This window comes from Streptomyces sp. LHD-70 (assembly GCF_031157275.1).
In the GTDB taxonomy this organism is placed as follows: domain Bacteria; phylum Actinomycetota; class Actinomycetes; order Streptomycetales; family Streptomycetaceae; genus Streptomyces.
Map to the genome: position 1 here is coordinate 1 of NZ_JAVIFW010000032.1, position 19,979 is coordinate 19,979.

A 19,979-nucleotide genomic window follows, 5' to 3' on the forward strand; every position below is an offset into this window, starting at 1 on the left:
ACCGGCCAACGCCTCCTCGCCCTCGCCACCGCCATCTGGCACAACTGGACCACCGGAGCCGCAATCAAACGATCCCTGATCGCCTACGACCACTGAGAACTTCGGACTCACACATCTAGCGGGCGGCGAGGGTCAGATCCCAGACGCGGATGGAGTCAGAGCTCTGGGTGACGGCAACCGGGGCCCCCGCGATCTCGGTGACCATCTGGAGCTGGTGGCCGGTGAACGGCTCTCCGATCTGCTGACCACCGGCCAGATCCCACACGCGGGTGGTGCCGTCATCGCTGCCGGTCACGGCGATCGCGCGGCCTGCGACCGTCGCGGTGCCCAGGGTCTGGATGCCGGATGTGTGGCCGGTCATGGGGGATCCGGTCGGCTCCTGCGTGGCGAGGTCCCACCTGTGCAGCGCGTTGTCGTGGCCGCAAGCCACCACCAGTGTCCGGCCGTTCACCTCCGTGATCCCGATGGCCGGCGCAGCATGGTCGATACCGGTCAGGTTCCTGCCGATCTGTTCGCCGCTACGAAGGTCCCAGGCCTGCAGGAAACTGTCGGCGCCTCCGGTGACGGCCACCGGTCGGCCGGCGACGAGAGCGGCCCCCAACGCTCCGTTGTAGCCGGCCTTGATTTCTGCGATCCGCTCGCCCCCGTGGGTCAGATCCCAGGCCAGCAGCGTGCCCGCTTCGCAGTTGCTGACACCGATCAGCCCCTGGTCGGAGGGCACGGTGGTGAGCGAGGCGATGCCAAGCGCGTGACCGGTCAGCGTCTTCCCCACCTTGCGACCCGTACGCAGATCCCAGACACGCATGCCCCCGGACATCATTTCGACGTCGGGATGGGAAAGGTCGAACCGGCCGCCGCCGGTGACGACCACGGGACGCCCATAGAGATGCGCCACCGTCAAGGACGAGGCGATCTCATAGGCGTCCGCTTCGAGTTCTGGCCTCTCCTCGTCAGGGTCGTCCTCGTCCCATAGGCCGCTCTCGAAGTACCAGTCGTCCTCCGGGCCTGCCGCGTCGAGCTCCAGCTCACGCTCGACGCATGCGCCACCGACGAGGTCGCACGTCCACAAACTCCCCTCCTCGTCAACGCTGACCGTCACCGGAACGCCGTCCAACTCAACGACAGGCGTGGTCTCGTGCGCACCGGCATGGGAGTGGCCGGAGAAGCGATGCATCGTTCGAGCGTCGGTCATGCGGCATACCGTAATTCCCGGCACTGACAGTCCAGTTGGCCTGGTTCCTCAGCCACTGCCCCCATCCACCGTCAAGGTGGTCGACGACTTCGCGCATAGCGGTGAGCGACGAGCCGTCGTCCGCGAGCCTCGGGGGGAGAGGCGCGGTAGCGCCTAGCCGATGTGTGGAGCGATTTCAACGCACGACACGCCAGCTACAGGGTGAAGGGGTGTCAGCTCGCCGGGCCGTCGAAGTCCCCGCCAAGTTGTCCCTGCGTACGACCGTTTGATGAGCCGTCACAAACGAATCCTTGGCTTTGCGACACCCAATCGGACCTCATTTGCCACCCCTCAGCTATTTCTGAGGTGGCGACAGAAAAAGGCGCAAAGTATGTTCGCCAATAGTCGGCCGCTCAGCTGGCATCAGTAAGAGATGGAGAACGGAATGCTTGAGAGAAGGAGAAGCGGAATGCGTAGGCGTAAGGTTGCAGCGATCGCAGCGTCGGCGGGCATCGTGGCCCTGGCTGCAAGCAGCGTGAACTACGCCTCGGCTTCCAATTCCGTCCCGCAGTCAGGAGAGGCCGCTGCCTCTGTTCCCCGCGGAGGCGACGGCCAGACGAATGCTCCCCTCGGAGGCGACGGCCAGACGGGCAACCGCTTCAGGAACGACGGTGGCCGGATCCACATCAACGAGCGAATCTATGCGGCCGAGCCGGGTGTGTGCACCGCTGCGATCAGCAGTCCCGCCACGAGTTTCAACGTCCGAAACGACAGTGGCAAGAGTGTCGAATTCTTCAGCGGGATTACCTGCGACAACGGCCCTGCAAGTGCGACTATTGGGCCCCGGAACGCCAGCAGCGCAATCCCCGGCACGCCGGTATTCGACGGTGCTGTGGTTCCTTTCGCGCTTGTCGGCAGCTTCCGAGTGATCGACGAGCACCACCACTGACCCCGACGCGGACCAAGGACATTGACAGGCCTGCTGGTGAGGAACTTGGACCCCGGCCCGCCGCAATCGGGCCGGGTCCAAGTGAGGGTATCCCGCTCAGGGGATACCCGGCTTGGATCGGCTGTGTGACGCTGCCTACGGCCCGTTCAGCTCCGGCCCCGGCCATAAACCTGCTTACCGAGCCACTGCCCCCCGTCCACCGTCAAGCAGTCCCCCGTCAGGTACGAGGAGCGTTCGCTCAGCAGGAACAGCGCGGCGTCGGCGATTTCCGCCGGGGCGGCGAAGCGGGCTGCGGGGACCGTGGCGAGGACCCCGGCGCGGGCCTCGTCCGTGCCCCACAGTGCGGCCCCCGCGCCCTCCGTCTCCGTAGGGCCCGGGGCGACGCAGTTGAGGCGGATCCCGTGCGGCGCCAGCTCCACGGCAAGCGTGCGCGTCATCGCGAGCACCCCGGCCTTCGCGGCGGCCGAGTGCACCGTGCCCGGATGGCCGTGCCAGGCGTACGTCGCGATCACCGAGAGCACCGAACCGCCCGTGCCCTGCGCGCGCAACTGCCGGGCCACGGCCCGGGTGCAGTAGTACGAGCCATTGAGGACGATGTCGACGACCGCCCGCCAGCCGTTCGGGCTGAGGTCGATGCCGGGTGCGACGAAGTTGCCGGCCGCGTTGTTGACCAGACCGTCGATCCGCCCGAACCGCTCCACGGCGGCGGCCACCAGGTGGTCCACGGCGGCCGGATCGCGTACGTCGGTCGGTACGGCCAGTGCTTGACCACTGCCGCTCTTCTCGATCAGCGCGACCGTCTCGTCCAGCTTCGCCGGAGTGCGGCCCGCGACCACGACCTGCGCCCCGGCCTCGGCGAGCGCCAGGGCGATGGCCCGGCCGATGCCGCTGCCGCCTCCGGTCACGAGGTACGTACGGCCGTCGAAGCCCCAACTGCCGTTACTGTAGGCCGAGTTCGCCTTCGCGTCGGTCATCCGAGTACTCCGTGTGCGTCGAGGGCGATCGCGCCGCCCGGGTGGACCAGCAGGGGGTTGACTTCCAGTTCGGACAGCTCGGGGTGGGCCGCACCGGCCCGCGCCACCGCGCACAGCGCCGCGGTCGCCGCCTCCAGATGCACGGGCGGCGCCCCGCGCCAGCCCGTGAGCAGCGGCGCGTGCCGCAGCGAGAGCAGTAACGCGCGGGCCCGCTCGGGTGTGAGCGGCGCGAGCGCGACCGCCGTGTCGGCGAGGAGCTCGGCGGTGACCCCGCCGATGCCGACCATCGCGACCGGGCCGAACGCCGGGTCGCGCCGTACGCCGACGATGAGCTCCACCGCGTACGGCGGGGACGCCATGGCCTCCACCACGTAGCGCGCCGCGCCGGTCCGCGACCGCATCCGGGCGAACGCGGCCCGCAGCCCGTCCTCGTCGGCGATGCCGAGCGCGACGCCGCCCGCCTCCGTCTTGTGCGCCAGGCCCATCGCCTTGAGGGCGAGGGGGTATCCGGTGCGGTGCGCGGCCAGGACCGCCTCGTCGGCGTCGCTCACGAACTCCGCCGCGGGAAAGCCGAGTCCGTACGAGGCGAGCAGTTCCCGTACGGACTCGTAACCCCCGTCCGCGACCGCGAACGCCGCCTCCGGCGCGGGCCCGGCGGGACCTGCGGGATCTGCGGGATCTGCGGGCCCTGCGGGATCTGCGGGATCTGCAGGGCCTGCGGGACCTGCCGGACCTTCGGGCGGAACGTGCAGCCGGGCCGCCCCGGCCAGCGCCCCCGCCGCCTCCTCGATCCGCTCGTACACCGGTACCGCGTACTCCCGCAGCGCGGCCAGGGCGGGGGTGCCGCGCGCCATGGTGTGCACGACGAGGCGGCGCCCGAACTCCCGTGCCGCAGCGGCGAGTTCACGCGCGACCTCGCACTCCCGGGCGGCCTGGGCGGGGTTGGCGGACGCGTAGTCACCGAAGTACCCGGTCAGCACCACCGCGTCCGTGTCACCGGCGGACAGCAGAGCGCGGACCACGCGGGCGTAACTGCCCAGGTCGGCCTCGCCCGCCCCGGCCAGGTCGACCGGATTGCCGCAGGCCGCACCCGGCGGCAGCTCGGCGGCCACCGCCCGGACCGTGTCCGCCGAGAGCCCGGGAACGGCCAGCCCCCGCGCCGCCAACGCGTCGGCGGCCAGGGCCCCTTGACCCCCGCTGTCCCCGACGACGGCGACCCGCAGGGGCGTCGACCCCGGCGCCCCCAAGCCAGGCGCCCCCAAGCCAGGCACACCCAGGCTCGGTACCCCCCACCCCGGCACGCCCAGCAGGCACATCGCCGTGTCCACCAGCTCGCCCGCCGTGTCGAGGAGCAGCGCTCCCGCGTCGCGGCACACCGCTTCCACGGTCGCGCGGGTGCTGACCAGGGCCCCGGTGTGGGAGGCCGCCGCCCGGCCGGAGGCCTCGCTGCGGCCCACCGTGAGGAGCAGCACCGGCTTGCCCGCCGCGTGGGCCGCCGCGAGCGTACGGGCCAGGCGCCGGCCGTCGCGGAAGTCCTCCACGTACGCGGCGACGATCCGCGTCGGCGGGTGCGCGATCAGCGCGTCGAGCGCGTCGGCGGCGTCGATGTCCCGCTGGTTGCCGAGCGAGACGAAGCGGGAGAAGCCCTGCCCCGCGCGGGCGAGGAGCCGGCCGATCTCCAGCGCCAGGTTGCCGCTCTGGGAGACCAGGCCGACCGCGCCCGCCGGGAAGTCGCCCCAGCTCAGCCGCAGCCCCGAGGTGGTGTCGACGACGCCCATGCAGTTGGGGCCGAGCAGCCGCGCCCCGCCCGCGGTGACAAGCGAAGCGAGCTCCCGTTCCTCGGCCGCGCCCGCCCCGCCCGAGGTGATGACGGTGAAACAGCGCGCCCCGGCCGCGAGCCCCTGCTCGACCAGCGGTCCGACCTGCGGCGGCGGTACGGCCACCACGACATGCTCGGGCGCGTGCGGCAGCGCGTCGAGGCCGGGCAGGAAGGGCACGCCGCGCAGTTCGCCGCCGCGCCGGTTGACCAGGTGCACGGCCCGGCGCTCGCGCCCGTCAAGGGCGCCGGAGGCCAGCCAGTAACCCCACTTCTCCGGGTTCGCGGAGGCCCCGACGACGGCGACGGACCGCGGGTCGAAGAGCACGTCGAGCCCGCCGACCGCGGCCCCGGCGCAGGGCTGACCCCCCGTCACCCCCGTCACCTGTACCACCCGAACCGCTCCGCGATCAGCGGCAGCCGGTCGGCGACGATCGCGTGCGCCGCGGCCCGCGGAGTCGTCCCGTCGGACGCGGCCCGCGCGAGCATCTGGTCGATCAGGGCACGCATCGACCGCCGGGTGTACGCGAACGCCTCGTCCGCGTCGGCGCCGATGTCACCGAAGAGCGTCCACCACCACCACGCGTTCGTACCGGAGTTGACCACCACGTCCGGCAGCACCTGCACGCCCCGCTCGGCGAGCAGCGCCTCCGCCTCGGGCAGCACCGGCATGTTGGCGGCCTCGACGACCCAGCGCGCGGCCGGGCCGATCAGCCGTTGATTGGCCGCGTCGACGGTGTACGACACCGCCGCCGGAACCAGCACCTCGGCCTCGACCGACAGCCAGGCCTCACCGGGCAGTTCCGCGTCCCCGGCGCGCAGCGCGCCCCGGTCCACCGCCCCGTAGGCGTCCCGGGCCGCGAGCAGCACTTCGACGTCGAGGCCGTCCGGGTTGGCGACCGTGCCCTTCACGTCGGCGACGGCCACCACCTTCAGACCGGCCCGGGACAGGAACCGGGCCGTGGCCCCGCCCATGGTGCCGAAGCCCTGCACCGACACCCGCGTCCCGTCGTACGGCACACCGGCCCGGTCGAGCGCCACGAGCACCGACTCCGCCACGCCGCAGCCGCCGACCAGCTCGTCGAGGCCGATGCCGTCGACCTGCACGGCGAACGCGTCGGCGAGCCGCCCGCGGGCCGCGCGCTCGTCGTCGAGGAGCGGGTACACGGCCTGGATCGAGGAGACGAGACCGGCCTCGGCGACCGCCTTGTCCACGACGTCCTGGGTGAGGCCCAGGTCCTCGCCGGTGGTCCAGAAGCTCTCGATGTGCGGACGCATGGCCCGCAGGTAGCGCACGAGCACCCCGTACGCCTCCGGGTCCCGCGGATCGCAGTCGATGCCGCCCTTGGCGCCGCCGAGCGGGACGTAGCGGCCGTCGGGGTTGTAGTGCAGCGCCTCCTTCATCGTCATACCCCGGGCGAGACCGGCGACTTCGTCGAGCGTGCAGCCCTCGCGCATCCGCAGACCGCCGCTGGAGACGCCGCGCACCAGCCGGTCCACGACCAGGAAGCCCTGCCGTCCGGTGACGTGATCGGTCCAGGTCAGCGAGATGAGGGGAGTGGGATCGGTCATGCGGCGGGCTCCTCGGGAACGGTGATGAGTGTGGGTCCGGGTGTGCGCAGCGCCTTCGCAAGGGCCTCGGCGAGCGCTTCGGGCGTCGACGCATGCACACCCGCGCCGCCGTACGCCCGGCACAGCGCGGGCAGGTCGACCCGCGGCAGGTCGACGGCGACGGGGGTGTCGCCGCGGGCCGCCATCTCGTCGCGGATCTCGCCGAACCCGCCGTTGTCGAACACGACGACAGGCAAAGGGAGTTGGAGTTGCGCTGCGGTCGCCAGTTCCTGGACGGTGAACTGCAGTCCGCCGTCCCCGCTGAGTGCGACCACCTGCCGCTCGGGCTGCGCCGCCTTCACGCCTACGGCGGCGGGCAGCGCGTAGCCGAGCGTCCCGAATCCCGTCGGATGCAGGAAACGCCCCCGCGGGCCGAGCGGCAGGTGGGGGAGTGCGCCGTAGTAGCAGCACTGCGCGCTGTCCGAGGTGAACACCGCGTCCGCGTCGACCACGTCGCGGACCGCCCGCAGATACGGAACCCAGCGCGCGTCCCGGTGGGCCGTCGCCGCGTCCCGCGCACCCCGCACCTCCGCGACGCCCGCGTGCGCGTCCCGCCGCTTGCCGTGTACGGGCGGACCCGAGGCGGCGCCCTCCTCGCCCCGTACGGCGGCGCCCTCCTCGCCCCGTACGGCGGCGACCGCGTGCAGCAGCGCCCGCAGGCATTCCCGCGCGTCCCCGACGAGTGCCACGTCCGCGCGCAGGCCCGCGTACATCTGCGCCGGGTCCACATCCACCCGAATCAGCAACTCCCCGAGCGCGGCGGGTGGTTGGACCCACAGGTCCGACTCGGCCAGCTCCGTGCCGACGGCCAGTACGGCATCGCAGTCCGCGAGCGCCTTCCGCACCGACGGATCGTGCAACGACACCCCGAGCGACAGCGGATGCCCCTCGTCGACGATGCCCTTGCCGTTGGCGGTCGTGACGACGAACGCCCCCAACTCCTCGGCCAGCGACCGGCATTCGGGCCCCGCCTCCCGGGCGCCGCCCCCGAGGACGAGCGCGGGCCGGCGGGCCGACGCCAGCGCCCCGGCCGCCTCCCGCACCGCCGCGTCCGACGGCGGCAGGGCGCCGGCCGGCGGCGCGAGCCGCACGGCACCCACCGGCTCCACGGCCCCGAGCAGATCCAGCGGCACCTCGATATGCACCGGCCGGGGCCGCCCCGTACGGAACAGCGTGTACGCGCGCGCCACCGCCGCGCCGATCTCCTCGACCGACGACACCCGGTGGCTGAACGCCGTGACCCCGCGCATCGCCTCCGTCTGGCTGCGCATCTCGTGCAGCAGGCCGGTCGGCTGCCGCGGGTGCCTGAGCGGCATCCCCGGCGACACCACAAGCAGCGGCACACTGTCCGAGTACGCCTGACCGACCGCCGCCGCGGCGTTCAGCAAGGCGGGCCCGGTGGTCGTGACCACCACGCCGGGCCGCCCCGTGACCCGCGCAGACGCGTCGGCGGCATACCCCGCACCCTGTTCATGACGGGGCGTCACATGCCGGATGCCGTACGGCTCCAGATGCCGGTAGACCTCCAGGTTGTGTGTTCCCGGAATGCCGAAGGCGAGATCGGCGCCGTGCGCGGCCAGCGCCCGCACCAGGGCCTCACCGCCGGTCATCGCGGCCTCGGCCCCGAACCGCCGTCCCACGGCGACGTCGTCCTCTGCTCCCGTCACGTCACACGCTCCGCGAGATGACCAGGCGCATGATGTCCGAGGTCCCCTCTTCGATCTCTTCGAGTCTGGCGTCACGCATCCACTGCTCGACCGGGTACTCCCGCGAATACCCCCACCCGCCGAGCGTCTGCACGGCCGCCCACGTGCAGTACGCCGCCGTCTCGGACGCGGTGAGCTTCGCCATCGCCGCCTCGGCCGTCGCGTCCAGACCGGCGTCGAGCCGTTTCGCCGCACGCCACGTCATGAGCCGTGCCTGCTCGATACGGGTGCGCATGTCCGCGAGCCGGAACGCGACCGCCTGGTGCTCGACGATCGGCTTGCCGAACTGCCGCCGCGTCCTGGCGTAGTCGGCCGCGTACTCGTACGCCGCCCTGGCCACCCCGGTCGCCGCCGCGCCGAGCACGGTCCGGGAGATGTCGAACGTACGCATCAGACCGCTGAACCCCTGGCCCTCCTCGCCGAGCCGGGCGGCCTCGGGCACGAAGGCGTCGGAGAAGAAGATCTCGCGGCAGACGATCGCGCGCTGCCCCATCTTCCGCATCGGCTCCCCGAACGAGACACCGGGCGTGTCCCTGCGGAACAGGAACGCGCTGACGCCCCGCGCGCGCAGGGCCGGATCGGTCTTGGCGAAGACGACGTACTGCTCGGCCTCACCGGCGTTGGAGATCCAGGCCTTCTGCCCGCTCAGCACGTATCCACCCCCGGTCCGCTGCGCGGTGGTCGTGATGGACGCGGCGTCGGAACCGGCGCCCGGTTCCGTGGTCGCGAGGGACGTCATCGGCGAGTCCGCCCCGGCCAGCGGCGTCAGCCACTCCCGCTGCTGCTCGGCGCTGCCCAGCTCGAGCACGGGATCGGCGAAGAACCCGTTGGAGCAGAGCAGATTGCCGATGCCGAGATCCCCGACGCACAGCTCTTCCTGGACGAGGGCCTGCGTGAACACATCGGTGAACCCGCCGCCTCCGAACTCCTCGGGCAGCATGAACCCGGTGATCCCGACCTCACCGGCCCGGCGCCACAGGTCCCAGGGTGTCTCGACGTCCGCCTCGTCCACGGCCCGGGCCCGTGGCCTGATCTCCTCACGGGCGAAGGTGCGGGTGAGCTCCACGATGTCGCGCTGCTCGGAAGTCAGCGGAACAAGCTCGGTGGGCAGGTCAGCCATGGGTGCCTCCAGGCACGACGACATTGCCTTAGCTACTAAACGCTCAGTCAGTATCTGGAGCCCGCGGCGGCCGCGTCAACAGGTCGGCTACTGAATCGTGGGTCAGTTTCGTTCCGCGCCGGCATCGGCCGCTTCGACCTGACGGACTGTGCCCGCCGGCCTGGCCGCCGACGACCCGCGCAGCGACCGAAGCTACTCAACTCCGGAATTGAGGAATCCAGGATTCCGGGGCAGGTCCGTGCCGTCCCTCGTCGCGTCCGCACGCACCTACGTCGACCAGGCTGAGGCTCCCGCCGGGCACAACTCCGCTGCGGATACGAGTAGTTGGATGGCAGGCCCGCGTACCCCCGGTGATACGGTCGTCCGCCATGGACAAGAGTGCCGTCACGAAGCTGGTCGAGGCGTACATCTCGATCTGGAACGAGTCCGACGACAAGGTTCGCCAGGCTTCCATCGACGACGTGTTCACCCCTGGCGCGACCTACACCGACCCGACCGTCGTGGCCGAGGGAGCCGTCGCCATCGGTCAGTACATCGCCGGCGCGCAGAAGAACTTCACCGGGATGCTCTTCACCTTCGACCAGGTGCTGACCCACCACGACTCCGTCCACTTCTCCTGGCAGGTCGGCCCGACGGATGGCCCGCCGGTGGTGAGCGGGTTCGACGTCGCGTGGTTCGAGGACGGCCGGATCAGCCGCGTACACGGCTTCTTCAACGGTTTCTGACTCTCGGGCAGCGCGGGAAGCCACGGGAAGCAACGGGATTCCTTACGAGGCCACGGTCACCACCGTGAAGTGCCGCTCCCCTACGGGGTGTTCGAGCTCGTCGAGCGCGGCCACGGCGAGGTCCTCGACGCTGATGCGCGACGTGCCGTCGGGGGCGGTCAGCAGGGTGGTCGTCCCGCGGCAGTACGCGCCGGTGCGGGTGCCGGGTTCGAGGAGGGACGGCGGACTGAGGTACGTCCAGTTCCCGTACGGGTGCTCCTTGCAGGTACGCAGTTGGGTCGTACTGGCTCCCGCGACGGCGCGCCACTGGTCAGGGACATGGTGCGGGTCGTCGATCACCAACAGCCCGGGCCGGCGAGGCGACTTCAGGGGTCCTGCTCCGCCGACGACCAGGACCCGGATGCCCGCCCGGGCGGCCGCGTCCAGGACTGCCGACGTCGCCGGGGCGATCGAGTCCTCCTGGCCCGGCTTCGGGCGGACGGAGAGGAGCACGGCGTCGGCCTTGGCGAGGGCCGCGTCGAGAGCGGCGGCACCGTGCTGCTGGTCCGTGAGGTCCACGGCCGCGGGAGTGATGCCGAACGTGGCGGCCTGCTGAGGGTGCCGGGACGCGGCGATCACTTGGTGCCCGCGCGAGACGGCTTCAGCGACGAGCCGTGAGCCGACCATTCCGGTGGCGCCGAGGACGGCGATGTTCATGAGGGAGACCCTTTCGGTGTGCGAGGTGCCGGGGTGATCTGTCCGGCGGCCAGCGCCGCGAGGGCGAGGGCGAAGCCGAGCAGCTGAAGAGGATCGAGGCTCTCGCCGGCGAGCAGCACGCCGAGAGCGGTGGCGACCAGCGGCGAGAGGAGCCCGAGGAGGGCCGACGCCGTGACCGGGAGGGCGCGCAGGCCCCTGAACCAGAGGGTGTAGGCGATCAGCCCGCCCGCGGTGCCCAGCCACACGTACCCCGCCACGGCCCGGCCGTCGATCCCGACGGGTATGCCCTCGAAGAGCAGCGTCGGGGCGAGCAACACCAGTCCGCCCGCGGTGAGTTGCCACCCGGCGAACCCGACCGCACTGACACCTTCGGGACGGCCCCAGCGCTTGGTGAGCACCACACCTGTCCCCATGGCCGCGGCCCCTGCCAGACCGGCGACGATCCCGATCGGGTCGAACGCCGCGCCCGGTCCGAGCACGACCAGGCCCACCCCCACGACTCCGACGGCGCCCCAGGCCAGACGCCACGGCGACAGCCGTTCGGACAGGAGGGGCACGGCGAGGAGGGCCACCAGGATCGGCTGACTCGCCCCGAGCGTCGCGGCCACCCCACCGGGGAGACGTTCAGCGGCCATGAACAGCAGCGGAAAGAACGCGCCGACGTTCAGTGCGCCGAGGGCCGCGGCCTTCCACCACCACGCCCCGCGCGGGAGGGTGCGCGCGATGAGCAGGCCGAGCAGACCGGCCGGGAGCGCGCGCATGAGTGCGGCGAACAACGGGGCGTCGGGCGGCAGCAGTTCGGTGGTGACGACGTACGTCGTACCCCACACCGCAGGCGCGAACGCCGTGGCAAGAGTGAGCCCGGCCCGGGAGGCCGGCGGCGTGGGCGTCGGCACGGGCAGGGCCGGGGGAGAGGTCGTTGTGGTCACACCACCACTGTCCGGCCCACTCACCTATGAGTCCAACACATGGTTTTCATGCAATCCATCGTGAGACACGATGGATGGATGGAACTCAGGCAACTTCGATACGTCCTGGCCGTCGCCGAGACCCGGAACTTCACACGCGCCGCCGAGCAGTGCCACGTGGTCCAGTCCGCGCTGAGCCACCAGGTCAAGACACTCGAGGACGAACTCGGGGTGCGCCTGTTCGCACGTACCAGCAGAAGGGTCGAACTCACCGCGGCAGGCAAGGCGTTCCTGCCCTCGGCCCGCGCCAGCCTGGAGGCCGCCGAGCGGGCCGCCGCCGATGCGAAGGCGACCCTCGGGGAGATGCGCGGCCCCGTCACCCTCGGCATCATCCCCACCGTCACCGCCCTCGACATCCCCCACGCGCTGCGGACCTTCCACCAGGCCCACCCCGCCGTACGCGTCACCCTGCGCACCGCGGCCAGCGACGAGCTCATCTCCGCCGTCGAAGCGGGCACCGTGGACATCGCGGTCCTCGGGCTGCCGGAGACCGTCACGCCGAGCGGCGTCCAGTCGGTCGAGCTGGCCAGGGAGCGGCACATCGCGGTCGTCTCCACCGAGCACCGCCTGGCGGGACGCCGCCGCCTGCGCCTGGCCGACCTGGCCGAGGAGACGTTCGTCGACTTCACGGCGGGCACGCCCGGCCGCGCACAGAGCGACCTCGCCTTCGCGGCGGCAGGCATCCCACGCGACGTGACCTTCGAGGCGATGTCCATCGACCTGATCCTCGACCTCGTCGAGCAGAACCTCGCGGTCGCCCTGCTGCCACCCGCGATCCTGCGACCGGGCGCCCGGCTGGCCGCCATCGCGGTGACGGGCGGGCCGACCCGCAGCGAGTACCTGGCCTGGAGCGAGTTCAACCCCACCCCGGCCGCCACCGCGCTCCTGGCGGTGCTGCGCACGTGCCGGGTCTGACGTCCGCCGACGGTCGCTTCGGGGGTGAGGCCGACGACGCCGGCTACGCCTGGACCGTGATGCGCAACTGCACCATCGACACCCACCGCCGCGGCCGCCGCGCACTCCCGCTGGACCTGGCCGCCTTCGAGACCCAAGCGCCAGGTCGCCGACGAACTCGGCATCACCCCCGCCGGCGTCCGCTCCAGCGCCCGGCACGCCAAACGCCGACTCCACGCCCTGCTCACCGCCCCCCCCGCACACCACGGAGGGACACGCCGATGTCGCCCATTGACGAACTCCTCGAGCGGGCGCGCCTGGTCCGCCGCCCCTACGACCAGGCGGACACCGCCGCAGCCGAGGCACGCCTCGCCGCCCGCACCCGCGCCCCAACCGCCCCCAGAACAACCACCCCACACAACAACCCGGCACCCACGGCCGGCAACACCGCCGCCCAGAACCTCACCAACCTGTGCGAGTCCGTCGTCGCCCAACCCGTGGGTGCCAGAGTCCTCGGATGCCTCCTCCAGCTCGCCGCCCAGGAAGAATCCGCCCGCTTCTGGTGGCAGTACGCCGCAGGTACCGGCGACTCCGCCGCCACCTCCATGACGTATCACCCCCCGGGCCCGCCGCCACGCCCTGCCTGCCGCAGTGTGCACGGCCCTCGCCGTGGCCGACCTCACGCCGTCCGCCCCTGCGACCTCACGCCGTCCGCTCCTGCCGCCTCGAACGTGGCCACGGCCGAGGCCGTGCTGCTCGCGCAGCTGCGCGCCGACCTCGTCGACAACATGGCGCTCTCACCGTGCAGCGTCAGATCGCCCGCCCCCAGGATGCGTGACCCGGAGCTTGGACTGGCCGTGCGGCAGCGCCTCCCAGTCCTCCATGAACCGGGCGGCCAGACCGTGCTTTTCGGCAAGGCGGATCAACGTCCCGGTGCGGTAGTAGAAGTCCTCGCCGAGCACCTGGTGTTCGGCGCCCTCGGTGCGGTCGAAGGTGAAGTCGAAGAAGCCGTCGGAAGCCAGCACCCGCCCTACGTGGGCAAGGCACTGATCGATGACCTCCAGCGGCGAGTGCGAGAACACGCTGTGCGCGTGCACCACCGTGAAGTACGCGTCGGGAAGGAAGTCGAGCGTCAGATCGGCGACGGGAGTCAGATGCGGCACCTTCTGCTGCAGGCCGTACCGGACGAGGGTCTTCTTCCCCTCGATGAGGATGTCCGGCGAGATGTCGATCCCGAAGTAATGGCCGGGCTCCAGATACTCGATGAACCGCCACCCGGCCCGCAGATTCCCGCACCCGATCTCCAGCATCCGGTCCTGCGGCTTCAGCCCGTGCCGCACCAGATAGTCGTACTGCATCTGCCCGAGGGCCAGCCAGCGCGCGTGCGACGGCCGGCCACCCACGGCCGCCTCGGCACTCCTCGCGGTGTCCGACGCCATCACCGCCCGGTAGTACGCGATGTGACTCCCGCGATGTCGCAGCCGCAGCCAGCCGTTCCGCGCAAGCCGGCGCAGGTGGGGCAGCACACGCCGAGGATGACGCAGCGCGTACCGCACCTGGTGACCAAGCCGCGAACGGTCCCTCCATAGAGGTGCAGCCGACGAACTGCGCATGACACCCTCCGAGCCTTCATCCGTAGGCATCGCCTGCCCGGATGCTAAGAGGTCGCTTCTGATGGCTCTAGTTGCGTGAGGCAGGATTCCTTGGCCGCTCCTGGTGCCGGGGCGGCGTCAAAGGAGCCCTGGGGCCCGCCCGTCGGGGATGTCGGATGCGTGCGGCACGCTGCGGCACATGGATGACGCTCTGGTCGGTACGCAGACGCCGCAGCGCCGAATAACCGATCCGGAAGAGGCTCTCGCGTTGCTGGAGCGTGCCGTCCCCGGATTGGCCGACCTCCGCCGGCCGGTGCGGGCCGTGATCGACTGGGCCGGGTTCGAGGAGAGCCTGGGCGCCGGGCTTCCCTCCGATTACAAGTACCTCGCGGAGTGGTACCCGACCTTCGCCATCGGAGACTTCCTGCTGGTTCGTCTTCCTGAGCCGGGCGAAGAGGACCGCAGTCTTCAGGCCACCCGCGACACCCTTGAAGTACTCACCGACGCCTGGCTGGAACCCGGTCTCGGCTTGCTGGCCCACCCCGCTCCTGGTGGGCTGCTGCCCTGGGGTGAGTCGTGCGACAGCGACAAGTTCATGTGGACCACGACGGGAGGATCTCCGCAGGACTGGATCGTCACGGTTGCTTCTCGCGGCGGGGCGTGGTGGCACTACGGTGGCGGAGCAGTCCAGTTCCTGGCGGAGTACGGCAACGGAATCCTGGAACCCTGGGGACTGCCGCCGATCGACCTGGAAGTGCCCCCGTGCTGATCCGCCCGTAGGAAGTTATCGGCTGGTGAGGCCAGCGATGCCGGCCCAGCCGCTGTGAGGACTCGACGCCCTTGCGGGCGATGCGATGGCGGATGCACGCTCGCGGAGCCATCGTCGCAGGTGGTCGCTGATCGAGCCGTTGCTACCGGAGCCGGGGCCCCAGCCACGTGAGGGTAGGTACGAATCCGCTCGGCGCGGCCCAAAGCGGGCCGAGCCCGGTCGACCGCGCCCGGCCGGTCAGCAGGCACCACGTCCTCGTCGACGGGCAGGGCATCCCGCTCGCAGTGTCGCTGACCGGAGGCAACCGCAATGACGTCACCCAGCTGATGCCCCTGCTCGCGAAGGTCCCGTACGTCCCAGACCTGTTCGGGCGACCGCGGCGGCGCCCCGACACCCTGCTCGGAGACCGCGGCTACGACCACCACAAGTACCGCCGCCTCGTCCGCAGGCAGGGCATCAAACCGGTGATCGCACGCCGCGGCATCCCTCACGGATCCGGAACCCACCGACACGTCCAACGCCTTTGTCAGGACCTCTAAGCCTCTGAAGCCCTTCGCGGGCCCAACAGGCCGGTCTCCCATGGGCGTCAGGGATGGATCAGCCGGCGGTCCAGACGACCGGCTTGTCGCTGTAGGCGTCGCCCTCGTCGAACTCGGCGCCCGTGACGTCGCCGCTCCGCGACGCCGCGAGCGAGCAGGTTTCGAACGACACGCCCTTGCCGAACTCGGCGGGCGCGGATTCCTTGTCGCACTTGCCCGGGATGTCACCGACCAGCGAGACGCCAGTGCTCTGGCCACTGGCGAGAAGGCCCCTCAGCTGGACGTACGCGCGCGAGAGGTCGGTGTCGCCAACGTTCTCCACCTTCATCTTGATGAAGTACGGCGTCAGGCCCTTCGCCCGCGCGCCGAACTGGGACATGTCCGCTTCAGCGCCCTTGTCGATCGCCGTGACGGTGATGGCGAGGGTGCCCTTCTTCTTGGCGTACTCGAAGGGCAGGACCGCCTTGTCGCCGACCTTGAGTTCGGTGCCCGGCGCGGTGACATCGCCTGCGGGCTGGGCGTCGCCGCCCTCGCTCTCGCCGCCGTCGGCGCTCGGGCTCTCCTTGCCCGGGTCGGGCGCCGTCGTCGCCGGCGACTCCTTCTGCGCGGCTCCGTCCTCGCTGTCGCCGCCGCACGCCGTGAGCCCCATGCCGAGCGTGGTGACCAGAGCCGCCGTCAGTGCGATACGTGCCTTGCGCATGTGTCAGACCCTTGCTATGTGATGAAATTGTCCGCCGATACGGCGATGTCGCGCGTAGTTTGTCAGGCCAATGTGCGCGTTTGGTGCGCGTCAGGTCTCGGAGACGTCTCGCCGCGTCCACTTCCACGCCGCGCTCCGCAGGTCCGCAGGCGGATGAGCCGGGCCGTCATGCCCTGGACCTCGACCACCACTGGAAGCGGCCTTGACCTGCTGACCGCTATCCGCGAGCTCTACGCCGCAGCCGGCCCCCACGCACCCCGCGCGCCCGAGGACCTTGTACCACCTGGCGAGCTGTCGCCCCGAGCGAGGCCCAGACATCGCCTCTGAGCCGCGACCATGTGCCCTACAGGACGCGTCGTACGCCCCACACATGTGACCCGCTGGCTGCCTTCGGCTACGTCGACGGTCTCGACCGAGCGGCGGGGGTTCGGCGCCTGCCCCATCTCCGTACGGGCACCTCCCGCCTGCGAGGCCCTGCTGATGCCGGGACTGGTGTCGGAGGGGGATGGCACAGTGTCCGGTACTGATCGATAGGCGGTGGGGACGATGGGCGACTACTTCGAGCGGATCGTTGACGTGGAGGTGACCGGCGAGGAAGCCGGGCCACTCGCGGAGCGGATGGTGGACTGGATGGTCGCCGAGGGCCTGATCACGCGTGAGCTGTCCGGCGACGGGGTTTTCAGCCATCCCGTGACCGAGGGCTACGTGCCAGGTCCCAACTGGCCGCGAGCCGTTGCCGACTCCTCGAACCCGGACTGGGTGCCCGGCCCGGTGGCTGTCATCGTCGGGCGGGACCATTACGTCGGCGGTCAGGGAGTCGACTCAGCGTCACGCGCCTTCTGCCCGCGCTGTCAGAGCGAGACGGTGATCATCAACTACCCGGAGGAGTTCGAGGCGGACGACGAGGTCTGGCAGCCGTTCGAGGACGCCATCGCCGCCTGGAAGGAGACGGGTGAGGGGAGTGCCCCCTGCTCCACCTGCGGCGCCTCTGCCCCGGTCACCCAGTGGCAGTGGGATCCCGAATTCGCCGTGGGCGCCCTCGCCTTCGACTTCTGGGACTGGCCGGAGCTCTCCGCCAATTTCTGTGAGACGTTCAGCCGGCAACTGGGACACCGCACTGTGGAGCACGGGGGCAAGGTCTGACGGGAGCCTCACACCTCAACGCGGGGAAATCCCCTCGCGCATCCATCCAGCCTCTGCGTCAAAAGGCTGGCTGTGTTTTTGCTCTTCCGCGGTCTCTACCCGATCAGCCTGGTGTGGTTCCCGGCTTGGTCCGGTGGGTTTCGGTGAGGAGGGGGTACAGGTGCGCCGGTCGAGGTGGCCGCGGCGCGTTCCGCGGGCGTGAGGGTGGGCCGTTCGACGGACCGTCAGCCGCCGATCAACGTGCCCGGCGGGATCTCCGTGTTCCTCGCCTTGTCGCCCAGCTGGTCGTCGTACTGGCCCTGACGCCAGACCAGCAGCTTGAACTGCTCCGGAGTGAGCACGCCCCGCCACGGGGTGCCGCCCGGGCAGAACACGCCCTCGCAGCCGTAGCAGTAGTGGGCCGGGCTCCACAGGGGGTCGGCGAGCGCATGGGCGGCCTCCAGGACCTTCCGCTCCCGGCCGTCCTTGCGGATGACCTTGATGGTGAAGACGATTCCGAGGACCGCGATCGCGCCGCCGGTTGTGAAGACCAGGAGCTGCTTCTGCACGCCGAGCCACGCGAGGAGAAACGTGACGCCGGCGCCGGCCAACAGACTCAAGATCACACCCTCGATGAAGTGCGAACAGCCGTCATGGCTGATTGCCGGACCTTTCGCCAGCCGATTCTCCAGGTCTTTCTTCATCGAGCCCTTGCCGGACCGCGCCTTCCCGACCGTACGCACCTCGTTCCCGCCACAGCGCGGACACTGCGGAACGACCTGCTGAGTTATACCTTCCGATGCCATGAACGGGACGTTAGTACGGCGCCGGTGAGACCCGACGAACACCCCCGTCGCCTCTACTTCCGCTTCACTTCCCGCAGTTGCTCAAGCTTCAGCCCCTCAGCCGCCTCCGCACGACGGGCCGCCGTTTCCGCCGCCACACCAGCTGACCGACGTACCGTCGGAGAAGAACGCCGGGGTCGTGTACGACGAGTTGTTGGCCCGCGTGCGGGCCGCGGTTTCCATGTGCGCACGGAACGCCCGGCCTGGGACCTGCAGGTGGAAAGCGCCCTCCATCCGGGCCGACGAACCCTCAACACGGTTCGTCGGCCCTGGTCGGAGGGCGCTCGTGCAGGCACTGCACCGTGGCCGCCGGCACCCCGGCGGATCGGCGCCGCTACATGTTGATCATGTGGCCCGCGAGGCCGTGGACGGCCTCCTTGACCGCCTCGCCCAGGGTCGGGTGAGCATGGACGTTGCGCCCGACCTCATGGACCGTCAGATCCCACTGCTGGGCCAGCGTGAGCTCGGGCAGCAGCTCGGTGACCTCGGGCCCGATCAGGTGCGCGCCGAGCAGTTCGCCGTACTTCCCGTCGCTGATCACCTTGACGAAGCCGACCGCTTCGCCCAGCCCGTGCGCCTTGCCGTTGGCGGAGAACGGGAACTTCATCACCTGGACATCGAAGCCCCTGTCCTTCGCCTGGGCCTCGGTGTAGCCGAAGGACGCGATCTGGGGCCGGCAGTACGTGGCCCGCGGAATCATCGCGAAGTCCGCCTCCATCGTCTCCGCACCCGCGATGGTCTCGGCGGCGATCACCGCCATCGCCTCCGCGGCATGCGCAAGCATCAGCTTCGCCGTGACATCACCGATCGCGTAGATGTGCGGGACGTTCGTGCGGCCACGGCCGTCCACATCGATGGCACCGCGGTCGGTGAGCTGCACGCCCGTTCTGTCCAGACCGTAGCCTTCGACCCGCGGCTGGAAACCGATGGCCTGCAGCACCTTGTCGGTCTCCAGCACCTGCTGGGCACCGTCCTTGCCTGTGACAGTGACCCTCACCTTCGGGCCGGAGTCGTCGATCGCGTCGACGCGGGTGGACGTGAGTACCTTGACGCCCAACTTCTTGTAATGGCGGGACAGTTCCCTGGAGATGTCGGCGTCCTCGGCCGGCACCATCCGGTCCAGGAACTCGACGATGGTCACGTCCACCCCATAGTTGCGCAGGACGTACGCGAACTCGACACCGATGGCACCGGCTCCCGCGATCACGATCGACTCGGGCAGAGCCTCGGAGAGGATCTGCTCCTCGTACGTCACGACGCGGGGCGACAGCGAGGTGCCCGGCAGCAGCTTGGTAGTGGCGCCGACAGCGATGATGCAGTGGGCGAAGGTCACCGTCTCGGTGCGGCCGTCGGACAGGGCCACTTCGAGAGTGCGGTCGTCGACGAACGTCCCGCGGCCGTCATACTCGGTGATCTTGTTCTTGTTCATCAGGTAGTGAATGCCGCGCACGCGTCCGTCGGCGACCTCCCGACTGCGCCGGAACGCCGCGCCGTAGTCGAAGCGGACCTGGCCGTCCACCTCGATCCCGTACGTCTGCTGCTCGTCCCGGAAGAGGTGGGCCACCTCGGCATTCCGCAACAGCGCCTTCGACGGAATGCACCCGACGTTCAGGCATACGCCGCCCCAGTACCGCTCCTCCACCACGGCGACTCGCAGGCCCAGTTGAGACGCCCGTACGGCCGCCGTGTATCCGCCGGGGCCGGCGCCCAGCACCACAAGGTCAAAGTAATCACTCATGTTTTCACGGTAGTTGGGCTCCCGCGCAAGGTCCGCGTCGGGTG

At 70.5% G+C, this 19,979-nt stretch carries 17 protein-coding genes and 3 pseudogenes; 7 read left to right on the forward strand and 13 right to left on the reverse strand.

Annotated features, from left to right (window positions below; all coding sequences use genetic code 11):
* A pseudogene (locus tag RCO28_RS36305) lies at positions 1–96 on the forward strand (IS982 family transposase); the annotation flags it as partial.
* Positions 97–115: 19 nt separating this feature from the next.
* Here RCO28_RS36305 and RCO28_RS36310 read toward each other — a convergent pair.
* On the reverse strand, positions 116–1,192 hold the full coding sequence (locus RCO28_RS36310; RefSeq protein ID WP_308945642.1) for a hypothetical protein: 1,077 nt from the start codon (positions 1,190–1,192) through the stop codon (positions 116–118).
* Positions 1,193–1,640: 448 nt separating this feature from the next.
* Between RCO28_RS36310 and RCO28_RS36315 the strand changes: the two genes are divergently transcribed.
* Positions 1,641–2,120, forward strand: a complete 480-nt coding sequence (locus RCO28_RS36315; protein ID WP_308945643.1) for a hypothetical protein — start codon at positions 1,641–1,643, stop codon at positions 2,118–2,120.
* A gap of 146 nt (positions 2,121–2,266) precedes the next feature.
* Here the strand turns inward: RCO28_RS36315 and RCO28_RS36320 are convergent, their stop codons facing one another.
* From RCO28_RS36320 to RCO28_RS36340, 5 genes are read right to left on the reverse strand one after another with little or no spacing between them, the layout of a single operon-like run.
* Positions 2,267–3,094 carry an SDR family oxidoreductase gene (locus RCO28_RS36320; RefSeq protein ID WP_308945644.1) on the reverse strand — a complete coding sequence of 276 codons (828 nt, stop codon included), beginning with the start codon at positions 3,092–3,094 and terminating at the stop codon, positions 2,267–2,269.
* Positions 3,091–5,286 (reverse strand): acetate--CoA ligase family protein, encoded by a 2,196-nt coding sequence (locus RCO28_RS36325; RefSeq protein WP_308945645.1) that lies wholly within the window; start codon positions 5,284–5,286, stop codon positions 3,091–3,093. The genes RCO28_RS36320 and RCO28_RS36325 overlap by 4 nt, the downstream gene beginning before the upstream one ends.
* A gap of 5 nt (positions 5,287–5,291) precedes the next feature.
* On the reverse strand, positions 5,292–6,482 hold the full coding sequence (locus RCO28_RS36330) for a Glu/Leu/Phe/Val dehydrogenase dimerization domain-containing protein (protein WP_308945646.1): 1,191 nt from the start codon (positions 6,480–6,482) through the stop codon (positions 5,292–5,294).
* Entirely contained in the window at positions 6,479–8,188 is a 1,710-nt protein-coding gene (locus tag RCO28_RS36335) for a thiamine pyrophosphate-dependent enzyme (protein ID WP_308945647.1), read from the reverse strand. The genes RCO28_RS36330 and RCO28_RS36335 overlap by 4 nt, the downstream gene beginning before the upstream one ends.
* A 1-nt stretch (position 8,189) precedes the next feature.
* Positions 8,190–9,347 carry an acyl-CoA dehydrogenase family protein gene (locus RCO28_RS36340; RefSeq protein WP_308945648.1) on the reverse strand — a complete coding sequence of 386 codons (1,158 nt, stop codon included), beginning with the start codon at positions 9,345–9,347 and terminating at the stop codon, positions 8,190–8,192.
* A gap of 368 nt (positions 9,348–9,715) precedes the next feature.
* Between RCO28_RS36340 and RCO28_RS36345 the strand changes: the two genes are divergently transcribed.
* A complete protein-coding gene (locus RCO28_RS36345; protein ID WP_308945649.1) occupies positions 9,716–10,072 on the forward strand; it encodes a nuclear transport factor 2 family protein in 357 nt (118 codons plus the stop codon).
* A gap of 42 nt (positions 10,073–10,114) precedes the next feature.
* Here the strand turns inward: RCO28_RS36345 and RCO28_RS36350 are convergent, their stop codons facing one another.
* Both RCO28_RS36350 and RCO28_RS36355 read right to left on the reverse strand, forming a co-directional pair.
* Positions 10,115–10,768 (reverse strand): NAD(P)H-binding protein, encoded by a 654-nt coding sequence (locus tag RCO28_RS36350; protein ID WP_308945650.1) that lies wholly within the window; start codon positions 10,766–10,768, stop codon positions 10,115–10,117.
* Complete coding sequence (locus tag RCO28_RS36355) at positions 10,765–11,697, reverse strand: EamA family transporter (RefSeq protein WP_374991319.1); 933 nt, start codon at positions 11,695–11,697, stop codon at positions 10,765–10,767. The genes RCO28_RS36350 and RCO28_RS36355 overlap by 4 nt, the downstream gene beginning before the upstream one ends.
* 78 nt (positions 11,698–11,775) lie before the next feature.
* Here RCO28_RS36355 and RCO28_RS36360 point away from each other — a divergent pair, with 78 nt between their 5' ends.
* A complete protein-coding gene (locus RCO28_RS36360) occupies positions 11,776–12,651 on the forward strand; it encodes a LysR family transcriptional regulator (RefSeq protein ID WP_308945651.1) in 876 nt (291 codons plus the stop codon).
* Between the two features lie 776 nt (positions 12,652–13,427).
* On the opposite strand, the gene RCO28_RS36365 is transcribed toward RCO28_RS36360, so the two are convergent.
* Positions 13,428–14,243, reverse strand: a complete 816-nt coding sequence (locus RCO28_RS36365) for a class I SAM-dependent methyltransferase (protein ID WP_308945652.1) — start codon at positions 14,241–14,243, stop codon at positions 13,428–13,430.
* Positions 14,244–14,421: 178 nt separating this feature from the next.
* Between RCO28_RS36365 and RCO28_RS36370 the strand changes: the two genes are divergently transcribed.
* Positions 14,422–14,991, forward strand: a complete 570-nt coding sequence (locus RCO28_RS36370) for an SMI1/KNR4 family protein (protein WP_308945653.1) — start codon at positions 14,422–14,424, stop codon at positions 14,989–14,991.
* 31 nt (positions 14,992–15,022) lie between these two features.
* On the opposite strand, the pseudogene RCO28_RS39550 reads toward RCO28_RS36370, so the two are convergent.
* Positions 15,023–15,114, reverse strand: a pseudogene (locus RCO28_RS39550) (IS5/IS1182 family transposase); the annotation flags it as partial.
* A gap of 77 nt (positions 15,115–15,191) precedes the next feature.
* Between RCO28_RS39550 and RCO28_RS36375 the strand changes: the two are divergent.
* A pseudogene (locus tag RCO28_RS36375) lies at positions 15,192–15,491 on the forward strand (transposase); the annotation flags it as partial.
* 97 nt (positions 15,492–15,588) lie between these two features.
* Here RCO28_RS36375 and RCO28_RS36380 read toward each other — a convergent pair.
* Entirely contained in the window at positions 15,589–16,230 is a 642-nt protein-coding gene (locus RCO28_RS36380; RefSeq protein WP_308945654.1) for a hypothetical protein, read from the reverse strand.
* Positions 16,231–16,776: 546 nt separating this feature from the next.
* Between RCO28_RS36380 and RCO28_RS36385 the strand changes: the two genes are divergently transcribed.
* On the forward strand, positions 16,777–17,373 hold the full coding sequence (locus RCO28_RS36385; protein WP_308945655.1) for a hypothetical protein: 597 nt from the start codon (positions 16,777–16,779) through the stop codon (positions 17,371–17,373).
* 224 nt (positions 17,374–17,597) lie between these two features.
* Here RCO28_RS36385 and RCO28_RS36390 read toward each other — a convergent pair whose 3' ends face one another.
* Entirely contained in the window at positions 17,598–17,972 is a 375-nt protein-coding gene (locus RCO28_RS36390) for a hypothetical protein (protein ID WP_308945656.1), read from the reverse strand.
* A gap of 559 nt (positions 17,973–18,531) precedes the next feature.
* Positions 18,532–19,935 carry a dihydrolipoyl dehydrogenase gene (lpdA, locus tag RCO28_RS36395; protein ID WP_308945658.1) on the reverse strand — a complete coding sequence of 468 codons (1,404 nt, stop codon included), beginning with the start codon at positions 19,933–19,935 and terminating at the stop codon, positions 18,532–18,534.
* Positions 19,936–19,979 lie beyond the last annotated feature (44 nt).